Origin of the sequence: Nitratireductor luteus, from assembly GCF_026162365.1 — a bacterium.
Classification (GTDB): Bacteria; Pseudomonadota; Alphaproteobacteria; order Rhizobiales; family Rhizobiaceae; genus Chelativorans; species Chelativorans luteus.
The window spans coordinates 59,374-73,056 of the sequence record NZ_JAOANW010000017.1 but is presented as its reverse complement, the minus strand read 5'-3'; the positions used below and the strand labels follow the sequence as shown (position 1 = coordinate 73,056).

Below are 13,683 nucleotides of genomic sequence, written 5' to 3'. Positions count from 1 at the left end.
GCCATGGCCATGAACGCCGCCGACATCGAACGCTTGATCAAGGAAGGCATCCCCGACGCCAAGGTGACGATTCGGGATCTCGCCGGCGACGGCGATCACTATGCGGCCGAAGTGGTGGCAGAGAGCTTTCGCGGCAAGTCGCGCGTTCAGCAGCACCAGATGGTCTACGATGCGCTGAAAGGCAGGATGGGCGGCGTCCTGCATGCCCTTGCGCTGCAGACGAGTGTGCCGGACTGACCTTTAGTATGGCTTCTCATATGCCCGCGCTCGCTATGGGGACGGGCGGATTTTCCTTCACCGCATTGCGTCGCGAGGGTGTGTGCAATACATACCGGGTTAACGGTTTGCAGTCGGGCGCATGATCCCTTTCCGGAAAGTCTGCGACTTTTCGGGATCATGCTCCAAAGGCCGGCAACGAAAGGATAGATAGATGAGCGGCATCAACGAATTCATCGAGAACGAGGTAAAGAGCAACGAGGTCGTGCTTTTCATGAAGGGCACGCCCGGTTTTCCGCAGTGCGGGTTCTCCGGCCAGGTCGTTCAGATTCTCGACTATCTGGGCGTCGATTATCATGGCGTGAACGTGCTGACTTCGGACGAATTGCGGCAGGGCATCAAGGAATATTCCAACTGGCCGACGATCCCCCAGCTCTATGTAAAGGGCGACTTCGTGGGCGGCTGCGATATCATCCGCGAGATGTTCCAGGCGGGCGAATTGCAGACGTTCATGTCGGAAAAGGGCGTCAGCACACGCGGCGCGGCCTGACATGCCGCCGCAGTGTCGGCATTTCAATAGTGTACGATCAAGGTCATTGCCTACAGCCCGTCCATCCGTTCGGACGCATAAAGGACGCTGTAAAGCGTTGAAATCTACGCATCGTGCTTTCCGTAAATCGATTCCGATTTTCGGGCCGATGCGGTAGCGTCGCGTCGGCTCCTGGCCGACGCTTTTAATGCCTGTGACTCATTTCCAGGGCAGCAAGTGAGGGTCCAGACTGGGGCCATCTGATCAGACAGGCCGTGCCGCCCGAAAGCGCGCGGTTCGACGGAGCGCTTTCGATGGAACAGCCAGCTGCCAGCACCCGCGACGAAATCAGCCTGAAAATCGGCCGGGCCGAATTCATCACGCTCGCGGCTGCGCTCATGGCGCTCAACGCGCTCGCCATCGACGTGATGCTGCCGGCGCTGCAGCAGATCGGCGCGGCGCTGGGGGTGGAGGACGAGAACTCCCGGCAGTTCGTCATCACCGCCTATCTGGTCGGCTTCGGCGGCGCCCAGCTCTTCTACGGGCCAATCACCGACAGTTTCGGGCGGCGGGGACCGCTGCTTATCGGGCTTGCCGTCTATGTCGGCGCGGCGGTTGCGGCGGCCTTCGCGCCGTCCTTCGAGCTGCTTCTGGCGCTGCGCGTCCTGCAGGGCATCGGGGCGGCGGCCACGCGCGTGATCGCGGTGTCGGCCATTCGCGACGTCTTTGGCGGACGCCGGATGGCGGAAGTGCTTTCCATGGTCATGATGGTGTTCATGGCCATCCCCGTGGTGGCCCCCAGCCTCGGCCAGCTCATCATGATCTTCGGCGACTGGCACGAGATATTCATACTTATGGCGGGGCTGGCGCTCGTCGTCGCGCTTTGGGCGTGGCTGCGGCTGCCGGAGACGCTCGACCCCGACCACCGCCGCGCCTTTTCGCTCAAAGTCATCGTGGAAGGCTTCCGCTTCGTGGTGACCAACCGCATCGCACTTTGCTACACGCTCGCCACGACGGCGATTTTCGGGGCGCTGTTCGGGTTCATCAATTCGGCACAGCAGATCTATGTCGACATCTACGGCCTCGGCGCATGGTTTCCGATCCTGTTCGCGATCGGCGCCGGCCTGATGGCCCTGTCGTCCTTCACCAACTCGCGTTTCGTCGGCCGTTTCGGCATGCGCCGGCTTTCGCATGGGGCGTTGCTGACATTCCTGGTGACCAACGCGTTGTGGTTGACGGTCTCGCTGATCGGGCCGGTTCCGTTTCCGCTGTTCTTCGTACTGTTTTCAGCGTCGATGTTCATGTTCGGCTGGATCGGGCCGAACTTCAATTCCATCGCCATGGAGCCGCTTGGCCATGTCGCGGGCACCGCGGCCTCAGTCCTCGGCTTCACGACCACGCTGGGCGGCGGACTTCTGGGCGCGATGATCGGGCAGGCCTTCGACGGCACGCTGACGCCGCTGGCGGCCGGCTACTTCATCGTTTCGGCGGTGGGGCTGGTGCTGGTGCTGATCGCCGAGCGGGGCAAGCTCTTCCGGACCGTCAATCCACAGGTGTAGTCGGCGCGAGGCCGGCAAAATCGAACAGATTGCGGTCCAGCAGGTGCGAGGGCCGCACGTTGGCCAGAGCGCGGATCATCGTATCCTTTCGGCCGGGCATCCGCTTTTCGATATCCGCCAGCATCGCCTTCATGACGTTGCGCTGCAGGCCGTCCTGGCTGCCGCATAGATCGCAGGGGATGATCGGAAAGCGCATGGCGTCGGCGAATCTCGTCAGATCGTTCTCGGCGCAGAAGCTGAGCGGCCGCAGCACCATGACATCGCCCTCGTCGTTAAGGAGCTTCGGCGGCATCGCGGCGAGCCGACCACCATGGAACAGGTTCATGAAAAAGGTTTCGAGAATGTCGTCGCGATGGTGCCCCAGCACGAGCGACGAGCAGCCCTCCTCTCGCGCGATGCGGTAGAGATGGCCGCGCCGAAGCCGTGAGCACAGGGAGCAGTAAGTGCGGTTTTCGGGAATCTTGTCCGTCACCACCGAATAGGTGTCCTGATACTCGATGCGATGGGCGACGCCCAGTTTCGTCAGGTATTGCGGCAGGATGTGTTTGGGGAAGTTCGGCTGGCCCTGGTCCAGATTGCAGGCCAACAATTCCACCGGAAGGAGGCCCCGCCATTTCAGGTCGAGCAGGATGGTCAGGAGGCCGTAGGAATCCTTGCCTCCCGACAGCGCCACCAGCCAGCGCTCGCCGGCCCGCGCCATGGCGAAATCCTCGATCGCCTGGCGGGTGAGCCGCAGCAGCCGCTTGCGCAGCTTATTGAACTCCACCGAGGACGGCGCATCCGCAAAGAGCGGGTGGGCGCCGGCGGAGGCTTCGGTATCGGGGGTCGAGGTTTGCGGTTCGGCGAGAGTCATGCCCCTGATTAACCCGTCATGGGCGAACTGAAAACGGCAAAGAAAAAGGCCGCGCAAACGCGGCCTTTTGAAACCTGCGAGGTTTCGCGACGATTAGCGCGAATAGAACTCGACGACCAGATTCGGCTCCATGTGGACGGCGAAGGGCACGTCCGACAGGCCCGGCACGCGGACATAGCGCGCGGTCATCTTGTTGTGGTCGGCCTCGAGATATTCGGGCACGTCGCGCTCTGCGAGCTGAACCGATTCCAGAACGATGGCCAGCTGGCGCGACCGCTCGCGGATCTCGATCACGTCGCCCGGCTTGCAGCGGAAGGACGGGATGTTGACGCGGCGGCCATTGACCTGGATGTGGCCATGGTTGACGAACTGGCGCGCGGCAAAGATCGTCGGAACGAACTTGGCACGGTAGACCAGCGCATCCAGACGCGATTCCAGGAGACCGATCAGGTTCTCGTTGGTGTCGCCCTTGCGGCGGTTGGCCTCGTCATAGGTCTTGCGGAACTGCTTTTCCGAAATGTCGCCGTAGTGACCCTTGAGCTTCTGCTTGGCGCGAAGCTGCTGACCGAAGTCCGACAGCTTGCCCTTGCGGCGCTGGCCATGCTGGCCTGGGCCGTATTCACGGCGGTTGACCGGGGATTTCGGACGGCCCCAGATGTTTTCGCCAAGACGGCGGTCGAGCTTGTATTTCGCTGAGTGGCGTTTGCTCATCGCATTCCCTTTCAAACAAATACACCCGAAACCTCATGTTTCAGGTGAAGGAAACGCGCCCTCCTCTGGCTTCCTTTTTCGAAGCCTGACAGGACATCGCCGCACGCTGGAGGCAATGTCCACGGGACACGTCAAAATGCGCGCCGACCGCAAAGCCAGCGCGCATGAATGGGCTCTTAGTGGATGACCGGGGGAAAGTCAACGCGGGCGATGGATTCGCGGTGTGCAGGTCTTTGGTTCGCCCAGTGTCACAAAGCCGCGATCAGTATTCTGTATATCATGGTAGTGACCAAATACTGTCTCATCATCATTGACCTGCTCAACGACTATCTCGACGACCGGGATGCAGACCAAGTGCGCCGACTGGTCCAAAATACCAATAGCTTAATCAGCGCCTTCAGAAGATTACATCTTCCGGTAATCTGGGTGCGGCAGGAATTCCGCCGTGATCTCAGCGACGCATTTCTAGAGATGCGTGATAAGCGCATCGCAATCGCGATTGAGGGCACGCCAGGTGCCCAGCTTCACTCTGGGCTTGATTGGCATTCGGTGGATCCAACCATTGTCAAGAAGCGCTACAGCGCCTTCTTCAAGACGGAGCTTGACCAGATGCTCATGGAATTTGGTGTCGGTGAACTGGTTCTGTGCGGCGTCAACACGCATGCCTGCATCCGCACGACCGCGATCGACGCCTATCAGCGGGACTTCCGGGTCATCTTGGCGGCGGAATGCATCGGCTCCTATGACGAGGAGCATGAGCGCGTCTCCCTGGACTACATGAATGGGAAAATCGCAAAGGTCGCCACTGTTTCTCAGATCAGCAGGACCCTCAGTGCTATCTAGCTCAGAGCAAACCAAGAGCCGAGATGAGACACGCCAGACCCGTCGTCACCGATACCACTTAATCGACTTCGAGGGCTTCGCATCACAAAAGCCTATGTCGCGCAGCAGGTGGGGCGGCAGGTCGCGCGGGTCCAGTATGCGTGTCTTTCGACGCCTGAGCCTTGGCATCTTCAGGAGGCGCAGGAAGTGCCAAAGGCGGGAAGTGTCGCTTTCGCGCCGGGATATGCACTCGTTCATCTGATCTACTCCATCCAGGGACGCATCGATTGTTCTCGGGCATAGTCGCTCGCTTGCCGGCTCATTTCCAATCGATTATGGGTGGGCTGGCATAAGGAGCTTTTATCCATGTCGATCCTTCCCCTGCCCCCGCTGACGGCCGTGAGAGTGTTCGAGGCGGCTGCGCGCCATGGCAATTTCACCAAGGCCGGGGAAGAGCTCGGCATGACGCAGGCCGCCGTCAGCTACCAGATCAAGGTGCTGGAGGACCGGGTCGGCACCCCGCTGTTCGTCCGCCGTCCCCGACAGGTGACGCTGACAGAAACGGGGCAGCGGCTCGCGCCTGCCGTCAGCGACGCCTTCGAGCGCCTTGCCGCCGCCTATGCCGATGCGCGCGGCACGATGGAAGGCAGCCTCAACATCAGCACCGCGCAGACATTCGCGGCCAACTGGCTGGTGGAGAATCTCGACAAGTTCCAGGCGCTCTACCCGGCCCTGACCGTGCGAATGGAATCCTCGCAGCGGCTCGCGGCCTTCGAGGCGGAAGACGTGGACGTGGCCATTCGGGGCGGCGTTGGGCCTTGGCCGGGGCTGTCGCGCCACCTGCTGATGATGGCCGATTTCTCACCCATGCTGAGCCCCCGACTGGCCGAATCGGCGGGAATGCCCACCAGCCCGGAAGACCTGCTGCGCCTCACGATCCTCGACTCCGGCGACGATTGGTGGAGTATCTGGTTCAAGGCGCATGGCGTTGCATTCGACGCACGAAAGCACGAGCCGAGCGCGAAACTGGGTGCACAGTCGATGGTGGCGCGGGCGGCAATCGCCGGTCGGGGCGTGGCCATTCTTACGCCCGCCCTTTACCGCGTCGAGCTTGAAAACAGGCTTTTGATCCAGCCGTTTCCGCGCCTGTGCTCCGACGGGTCGGGATACTGGCTGGTCTATCCCGAAGGACGCGCCAACGCGCCCAAGGTCAAGGCATTCCGGGACTGGATACTGAAGGCCGTCGCCGAAGACGTGCGGTCGGTGAGCAGGTAGCGACGTTTCTAGAGCAGATCATTCACTGAAACGTTGTTCTGCTCTAGCTACTTGTTTTCACTGCATTTGTGCAACGTCAGGTGATTCCACCTGACTGCAAAATGCTCTGACCGGCCGCGAATCCGAAGCCTTTGGCAAACCGGCGTAACGCCTCGGCTGGCGCGCCGGATGTGAAATGCGCGAAGTCGCGGCCGGAAGCCCGCCCGCTCGGCGGCAATTCCACCGCAAGGGCCAGGGCGCGGCGGGCGATGGCTTCGGAAGTGTCGATCCAGTCGACCGGCCAGGGTGCCATTTTGCGCATACGATTGACGAGAAAGGGATAATGAGTGCAGGCAAGCACCACGATGTCGGTGCGCCGGCCATCCTGCTCGACGAAGCAGGGCTCGATCTCGGCCCGGACGGCTGCCTCGTCGACGTGACCCTCGCGCATATATTGCTCGGCCAGCCGCGCCAGGTTCTCGCTGCCGACGAGGCGCACGTGGCACTTGCCGGCGTAGTCGCGGATGAGATCGCGCGTATATTGCCGCCGGACGGTGCCTGGCGTCGCCAACACCGAAACCAGGCCGGAGCGGGTCCGCTCAGCCGCCGGCTTGATGGCGGGCACCGTGCCGACGAAGGGCTGGCCGGGAAAGGCCTTGCGCAGGTCGGCTATGGCCAGCGTCGAAGCGGTGTTGCAGGCGATCACCACAAGGGACGGGGCGAAGCGGGCCAAAAGGCCGCCGAAAAGATCCACCAGGCGCGCGCGCAGGGCGTCCTCCTCCCACGCTCCATAGGGGAAGGCCGCATCGTCGGCGACATAGATATAGTCATGATCGGGAAGAAGGATGCGCGCCTCCTTCACTACCGAAAGGCCGCCTATGCCGGAATCGAAGAAGAGGATGCCGCCCTGTGTTTTCATTCCGGACGGTCCCCGCCCCGGGCTTCCGGCGCGCCGGCCCCGCGGGGGTTTTTCGGCGAGAATTTCTCCAGCGATATGAGCACCCCGCGCAGGACCGCCAGTTCCGCAACGGTGAAGCCTGGACGGGTGAAGACGGCGCGCAGATTGTCCATCATCTTCGGCTTCTTATCGTCGGGGCGGAAATAGCCGCGTTCGCCCAGCACCCGGTCCAGATAATCCATCAGGCTGTTGATGTGTTCGCGGCTGGCCGGCGTCAGGTCCGGCCCCTCGGGCGCGACCGCCCTGCCCGCACCCGCCTGCTGCATCCACTCGTAGGACATCAGGAGCACGGCCTGAGCGATGTTGAGGGAGGCAAAGGCCGGGTTGACGGGAAAGGTGACGATCTCGTCGGCCATCGCCACTTCCTCGTTTGTGAGACCCCAGCGTTCGCGACCGAACAGGATGCCGGTCTTCTGGCCTGCCGCGAAACGGCGGTGAAGTTCGCCGGCCGCCTCCTGCGGGCCGCGCACCGGCTTGAAATTGTCGCGCGGACGGGCCGTCGTGGCATAGACGAAATTAAGGTCGGCGACCGCCTCGCCCAGATTTTCAAAGACCGCGACGCCGTCTATTATGTGGTCGGCGCGGCTGGCGGCGGCGCGGGCCTTCTCATTGGGCCAGCCGTCGCGCGGATTCACCAGCCGCAGTTCGCCGAGGCCGAAATTGGCCATGGCGCGGGCCACCATGCCGATGTTTTCGCCGAGTTGGGGCTCGACGAGAACGATTGCGGGTCCTTCGGCGAGCAACTCGCGCTTTTTGTCCGTTCCTGCCATGAAAACGCTGTTAGATCATTTCATCGTTTCACGGAAACGATGAAATGATCTAACAGTCAATTTCCACGCAATTCCCGACCGAGAACCGGTTTCCACTTTTCCTGGCCTGCTCTGCTAACGCCGCAGCAGCGCGATCGCACCGCTCGCCATAGCCAGACAAAGTACGAGACCTGCCGCGGCCGCGTATGTCCAGGCATATCCGACCGTATGGATCATCGGCGTTGTGGCAAATGGCGAGACGATCTGGCCGACGAAAACGGATGTCGTGAGAATACCACCGGCCACGCCGCGGCGCTCAGCGGGGGCAATCGTGAGAGCCAGCGTGACAAAATTCGGCATCACGAGAGCAAAGCCCAACCCGATGGCAATCGCGCCGGCAAGCATTGCCCCGAACTGTGCGCTTGAAGCAAGGCCCGCGAAACCAAGTGCCATTAGCAGATATCCGGCCGCAAAAGCGCCGATCGCGCCGATCCGGCCGCTTACCCGGCTATAGGTTAGCGCGGCCAGTCCGCCCGCCAGTGTGAGCGCACCAAGAACGATGCCCGTCCCGGATGCGCTGTCGTAGCCGCGTGCATCCAGAAGGAAGGGAAGCTGCGTCGGCATGATGAAAAAGAGCGCCGTCGTCGCCATCTGGAGTGCTGCCAGTCTCATTATCGGCCCAATCCACTTCTCGCCAAGAGATGCGAGGGATTGACCCGACGGCGCAGCGCGGCCGCGCCGAATGGCCGGCTCTGCGACCGTTCTCCAAACCAGCGGCAAAAGCAGAATAGGCAGGGCATAGACCGCGAAGGGCAAACGCGGCGAGGTCGCGGCAAGCCAGCCGGCGAGCGTGATGAAAGTGAACCCGCCAAAGTTTCGCGCCGAGACCTGCAGACCCGCAAGGCGTTTCAGAGCGCTGCCCTCGTAGTAGTCCCCAATCAGCGCGGTTTGCGCCGTCATGATCATCGCTACCGCGAGGCCAAGGGCGAGCCTGCTCACCAGGATGGACGTCAGATCGGCAAGGTAGAGGCCGGCGCTTCCCGTGATCGCGAACAACAGGATGCCGATCAACAGGAGCCAGCGTCGGCCGAAACAATCCACCGCCAACCCGGCGAGCGGGGCGCAGAAGATGACGGTGAGAGAAGGGGCCGGAACCAGCAGTGTCGTCAGAAATCGCGCATTGGGGTGATCGGCGAACAACTCAGAAAGCCCGCCCAGCGCAGGGCTGATCGTGGCGTTGGCCATAGTGGTGAGCGAGGCGGCGAACAACAGGGCGAGTGCTCGCGGGTCGCTCAACACGGCACCACGATCCACGATCATTTCGGACGACATAGCTTCGTTCCTCTTGCAGATTTCGAGCAGGACGCGCATGCTACGAACTCAAGCCAACTTGAGGTCAACAGGAAAAATCATGAAGATCCTCGACATCGGCGAGGTGGCTGTGCAAACGGGCCTGTCGCCATCCACCTTGCGCTATTACGAGGAAATCGGGCTCATCGCGTCGATCGGGCGAAAGGGGCTGCGGCGGCAGTTCGATACTCAGACGATCTTGCAGATTTCGCTGATCCAGCTTGGCCGGTCAGCCGGGTTCTCGCTGGACGACATCCGGGGAATATTCGGTGCCGATGGCCAGCCGGATTTGCCACGCTCCGAGCTTCGTGCCCGTGCGGACGAGATAGACCGCCACATCCGAGAACTCACGAAGTTGCGCGAGGCGCTCCGTCATGTCGCAGACTGCCCGGCGCTATCTCATATGGAATGCCCCACCTTCCGCCGCCTGCTCCACATCGGAAGCCGCCGCGGCCGGCCCCTGCCCCGATCTCGGGCGGTTCGCGGCGCTGGTAAAACAAAATGACGAGCCGACGCTCCTGTGAGCGGAGTTGATGGTGGCGCTTTCGGTGCTCGCCGCTTTGCGCTTTTGCGCGCCGGTGCTATAGGGGCGCCAACCTCCTGTCCGGGGGCTTTCAGGCAATCCCTCTACAATTCGATCGCGGAGCATTTTCATGGGCAAAATCAAGGTGGACAATCCGGTCGTCGAACTCGACGGCGACGAGATGACGCGGATTATCTGGCAGTTCATCAAAGAGAAGCTGATCCACCCTTATCTCGACATCGACCTCAAATATTACGACCTGGGCATCGAGGCGCGCGATGCGACCGACGACCAGATCACGGTCGATGCGGCCAACGCGATCAAGGAACATGGCGTGGGCGTGAAATGCGCCACGATCACGCCGGACGAGGCGCGCGTCGAGGAATTCGGCCTCAAGCGCATGTATCGTTCGCCCAACGGCACGATCCGCAACATCCTGGGCGGCGTGATCTTCCGCGAGCCGATCATCATGAAGAACGTGCCCCGCCTGGTGCCCGGCTGGACGCAGCCCATCATCGTCGGCCGCCATGCCTACGGCGACCAGTACCGCGCCACGGACTTCAAGTTTCCCGGCAAGGGCAAGCTGACGATCAAATTCGTCGGCGAGGACGGCAAGGAGATCGAGCACGAGGTTTTCGACGCCCCCTCTTCTGGCGTCGCCATGGCCATGTACAATCTCGATGATTCCATCCGCGATTTCGCGCGCGCCTCGATGAACTACGCGCTGATGCGCAAGGTGCCGTGCTACCTGTCCACCAAGAACACCATCCTCAAGGCCTATGACGGGCGCTTCAAGGATATCTTCCAGGAAGTGTACGAGGCCGAGTTCGAGGCCGAGTTCAAGGAAGCCAGGATCACATACGAGCACCGGCTGATCGACGACATGGTCGCCTCCGCACTCAAATGGTCGGGCGGCTATGTGTGGGCCTGCAAGAACTATGATGGCGACGTGCAGTCCGACACGGTGGCGCAGGGCTTCGGCTCGCTGGGCCTCATGACCTCGGTGCTGATGACGCCGGACGGCAAGACGGTGGAGGCCGAGGCCGCCCACGGCACCGTCACCCGCCATTACCGCCAGCACCAGAAGGGCGAGGAAACCTCGACCAACTCCATCGCCTCCATCTTCGCCTGGACGCGGGGTCTTGCGCACCGTGCCAAGCTGGACGACAACGCGGAGCTCGCGAAATTCGCCGCCACGCTGGAGAAGGTCTGCGTCGACACGGTGGAATCTGGCCACATGACCAAGGATCTGGCGTTGCTCATCGGCCCCGACCAGCCCTGGCTCTCGACAACGGGGTTCCTCGACAAGATCGACGAGAACCTGCAGAAGGCAATGGCATAGATCTGCCACGACCGCTGAATGCGAAAGGCCGCGGATCGCTCCGCGGCCTTTTTTGTAACTTCCTCGCGGCTTATCCGCTGCGCGAAAATGCCTATCCGGCCAACGCCGCCCTGACCGCTTCGATCGCGGCGGCGGCCTTGTCGCCATCCGGGCCTCCAGCCTGGGCCATATCGGGACGGCCGCCGCCACCCTTGCCGCCGATGGCGATCGAGGCCGCGCGGACGAGGTCGACGGCGCTGAAGCGGTCGGTGAGATCCTGCGTGACGCCGACCACGACACTCGCCTTGCCCTCCTCAGAGGTGCCGACGAAAGCGACCACGCCCGAGCCGAGCGACTGCTTGCCCTCATCGGCAAGCGGCTTGAGATCCTTGGGCGAAATATCGCTTACGACACGACCGAGAAAGTTGATGCCGGCGACCTTCTCGGCGCCGCCTTCAGCCTCCTTGCCGCCGCCGCCCAGCGCCAGCTTGCGGCGGGCATCCGAGAGCTCGCGTTCCATCCTGCGGCGCTCGTCGACCAGCGCCTCCAGCCGCGGGACGACATCGGCGGGAGAGACCTTGAGAACGGCGGCCGCGTTCTTGAGGCGCTTTTCCTGCTCCTCGAGATACCGCCTGGCAGCCGCTCCCGTCAGCGCTTCGATGCGGCGCACGCCGGCGGCGACTGCCCCTTCCGACACGATGCGCACCAGGCCTATATCGCCGGTCGCCTTCACATGGGTGCCGCCGCAAAGCTCCAGCGAATAGGTCTTGCCGGCCTTCTCGCCCTCGATGCCGGTACCCATCGAAACGACACGCACCTCGTCGCCGTATTTCTCGCCGAACAGCGCCATCGCGCCTTCTGCGATGGCATCGTCCACGCTCAGCAGGCGCGTGTTGACGGGGGAATTCTGCAGCACGATCTCGTTGGCGATGTCTTCGATGCGCTCCAGCTCTGCCTCGGAAATCGGCTTGGGATGGGAAAAGTCGAAGCGCAGCCTGTCCGGCGCCACCAGCGAACCCTTCTGGGCGACATGGGTGCCCAGCACCTCGCGCAGCGCCTCGTGCACCAGGTGCGTGGCGGAATGGTTTGCGCGGATCTGCGTGCGGCGGGCATGGGCAACGTGCAGCGCGCCCTCCGCGCCCACATTTACCTTGCCTTCTTCCACGGTGCCGTAGTGCACCAGCAGACCCTCGCCCTTCTTCTGCGTGTCGGAGACGGCGATCCGGAAGCCGTCGCCCTCGATCAGCCCGGTGTCGCCAACCTGCCCGCCGGATTCTCCATAAAATGGCGTCTGGTTGGTCACTACCGCAACCGCCTCGCCTTTTTCAGCGCGGTCGACCATGGCGCCATCCTTGACGATGGCCGTGACGACGCCTTCAGCTTCCTCCGTCTCGTAGCCCAGGAAATCCGACGCGCCGACCTTGTCCTTGACCTGGAACCAGACCGCTTCCGTGGCAGCCTCGCCGGAGCCGGCCCAATTGGCCCGCGCCTCGGCTTTCTGGCGCTCCATGGCGGCCTTGAACCCTTCCAGATCGACGGCGATGCCGCGCTGGCGCAGGGCATCCTGGGTGAGATCAAGCGGAAAGCCATAGGTGTCGTAGAGCTTGAAGGCCGTCTCGCCATCCAGTTCCGCGCTCTCGTCCATGCCCCGGGTCGCGTCCGAAAGCAGGTTGAGACCGCGCGCCAGTGTCTTGCGGAACCGGGTCTCCTCGAGCTTCAGGGTTTCGGTGATCAGTGCCTCTCCGCGCGCAAGCTCGGGATAGGCCTGCCCCATCTCCCGCACCAGCGCCGGCACAAGCCGCCACATCAGCGGGTCGGCAGCGCCCAGAAGCTGGGCATGGCGCATGGCGCGGCGCATGATGCGCCGCAGCACATAGCCGCGCCCCTCGTTCGACGGCAGGACGCCATCGGCGATGAGAAAGCTCGTGGCCCGCAGATGATCGGCGATGACCTTGTGGCTGGCGTGGTTTGCGCCTTCGGCCTTGACGCCGGTCGCCTCCTCGGAGGCGCGGATCAGCGCGCGGAAAAGGTCGATCTCGTAATTGTCGTGCACCCCCTGAAGCACAGCCGCGACGCGCTCCAGCCCCATGCCCGTGTCGATGGAGGGGCGGGGCAGGTCGACGCGCCGGTCGGCGGAGACCTGCTCGAATTGCATGAAAACGAGGTTCCATATCTCGATGAAGCGGTCGCCGTCCTCATCGGGACTCCCGGGCGGGCCGCCGGGAATGCCCTCGCCATGATCGTAGAAAATCTCCGAGCACGGGCCGCAAGGGCCTGTATCGCCCATCGCCCAGAAATTATCGCTGGTCGGGATACGGATGATCTTGTCGTCGGAGAGCCCGGCGATCTTTTTCCAATGGCCCGCGGCCTCGTCGTCGGTGTGGTAGACCGTGACCAGAAGCCGCTTCGGATCGAGGCCGAATTCCTTGGTCACCAGGTTCCAGGCAAGCTCTATGGCGACGTCCTTGAAATAGTCGCCGAAGGAGAAATTGCCCATCATCTCGAAGAAGGTGTGGTGGCGCGCGGTGTAGCCGACATTGTCGAGATCGTTGTGCTTGCCGCCAGCGCGTACGCATTTCTGAGCCGTGGTGGCGCGCACATAATCGCGCTTTTCCATGCCGGTGAAGACGTTCTTGAACGGCACCATGCCGGCATTGGTGAACATGAGGGTGGGATCGTTGCGCGGAACGAGCGGACCGGAAGCCACGATCTCGTGCCCGTTCTTCTTGAAATAGTCGAGGAATGTCGACCGGATGTCGTTGACGCCACTCATGTATTTGCCCTTGCGAGAGAGCCCGCCGAAAGGGCGGGAAACGGAAGCTGCCTTTTAGCGTTCAC

General features: G+C 62.5%; 13 protein-coding genes. 7 read left to right on the top strand and 6 right to left on the bottom strand.

Annotated elements, in window-relative coordinates; translation table 11 throughout:
- Positions 1-3 precede the first annotated feature (3 nt).
- The 3 genes from N1058_RS20950 (at position 4) to N1058_RS20940 (ending at position 2,304) form a co-directional block, all read left to right on the top strand.
- Entirely contained in the window at positions 4-237 is a 234-nt protein-coding gene (locus tag N1058_RS20950; RefSeq protein WP_265519546.1) for a BolA family protein, read from the top strand.
- Positions 238-430: 193 nt separating this feature from the next.
- Positions 431-766 (top strand): Grx4 family monothiol glutaredoxin, encoded by a 336-nt coding sequence (grxD, locus tag N1058_RS20945; protein WP_265519545.1) that lies wholly within the window; start codon positions 431-433, stop codon positions 764-766.
- 338 nt (positions 767-1,104) lie between these two features.
- Entirely contained in the window at positions 1,105-2,304 is a 1,200-nt protein-coding gene (locus tag N1058_RS20940; RefSeq protein WP_265519583.1) for a multidrug effflux MFS transporter, read from the top strand.
- Here N1058_RS20940 and ttcA read toward each other — a convergent pair.
- Both ttcA and rpsD read right to left on the bottom strand, forming a co-directional pair.
- Positions 2,288-3,157, bottom strand: coding sequence for a tRNA 2-thiocytidine(32) synthetase TtcA (gene ttcA / locus N1058_RS20935; RefSeq protein WP_265519544.1), 870 nt, complete (start codon positions 3,155-3,157; stop codon positions 2,288-2,290). The two genes, N1058_RS20940 and ttcA, sit on opposite strands and share 17 nt — an antisense overlap.
- Positions 3,158-3,250: 93 nt before the next feature.
- On the bottom strand, positions 3,251-3,868 hold the full coding sequence (gene rpsD, locus N1058_RS20930) for a 30S ribosomal protein S4 (protein ID WP_265519543.1): 618 nt from the start codon (positions 3,866-3,868) through the stop codon (positions 3,251-3,253).
- Positions 3,869-4,147: 279 nt separating this feature from the next.
- Here rpsD and N1058_RS20925 point away from each other — a divergent pair, with 279 nt between their 5' ends.
- The gene (locus N1058_RS20925; RefSeq protein ID WP_265519542.1) at positions 4,148-4,711 is read left to right on the top strand and encodes a cysteine hydrolase family protein; all 564 of its coding nucleotides are present in this window, start codon (positions 4,148-4,150) and stop codon (positions 4,709-4,711) included.
- A gap of 345 nt (positions 4,712-5,056) precedes the next feature.
- A complete protein-coding gene (locus N1058_RS20920) occupies positions 5,057-5,965 on the top strand; it encodes a LysR substrate-binding domain-containing protein (protein WP_265519541.1) in 909 nt (302 codons plus the stop codon).
- A gap of 76 nt (positions 5,966-6,041) precedes the next feature.
- Here N1058_RS20920 and murI read toward each other — a convergent pair whose 3' ends face one another.
- From murI to N1058_RS20905, 3 genes are all read right to left on the bottom strand, one after another.
- A complete protein-coding gene (murI, locus tag N1058_RS20915; protein ID WP_265519540.1) occupies positions 6,042-6,863 on the bottom strand; it encodes a glutamate racemase in 822 nt (273 codons plus the stop codon).
- Complete coding sequence (locus N1058_RS20910; protein WP_265519539.1) at positions 6,860-7,672, bottom strand: RNA methyltransferase; 813 nt, start codon at positions 7,670-7,672, stop codon at positions 6,860-6,862. Before N1058_RS20910 ends, murI begins: the two co-directional genes overlap by 4 nt.
- Positions 7,673-7,786: 114 nt before the next feature.
- Positions 7,787-8,983, bottom strand: a complete 1,197-nt coding sequence (locus N1058_RS20905) for an MFS transporter (protein WP_265519538.1) — start codon at positions 8,981-8,983, stop codon at positions 7,787-7,789.
- 79 nt (positions 8,984-9,062) lie between these two features.
- Between N1058_RS20905 and N1058_RS20900 the strand changes: the two genes are divergently transcribed.
- Entirely contained in the window at positions 9,063-9,506 is a 444-nt protein-coding gene (locus N1058_RS20900) for a helix-turn-helix domain-containing protein (RefSeq protein ID WP_265519537.1), read from the top strand.
- Positions 9,507-9,654: 148 nt separating this feature from the next.
- Complete coding sequence (locus tag N1058_RS20895; protein ID WP_265519536.1) at positions 9,655-10,866, top strand: NADP-dependent isocitrate dehydrogenase; 1,212 nt, start codon at positions 9,655-9,657, stop codon at positions 10,864-10,866.
- A 91-nt stretch (positions 10,867-10,957) separates the two neighbouring features.
- Here N1058_RS20895 and alaS read toward each other — a convergent pair whose 3' ends face one another.
- Positions 10,958-13,618, bottom strand: coding sequence for an alanine--tRNA ligase (gene alaS / locus N1058_RS20890; protein WP_265519535.1), 2,661 nt, complete (start codon positions 13,616-13,618; stop codon positions 10,958-10,960).
- Positions 13,619-13,683: the final 65 nt, after the last annotated feature.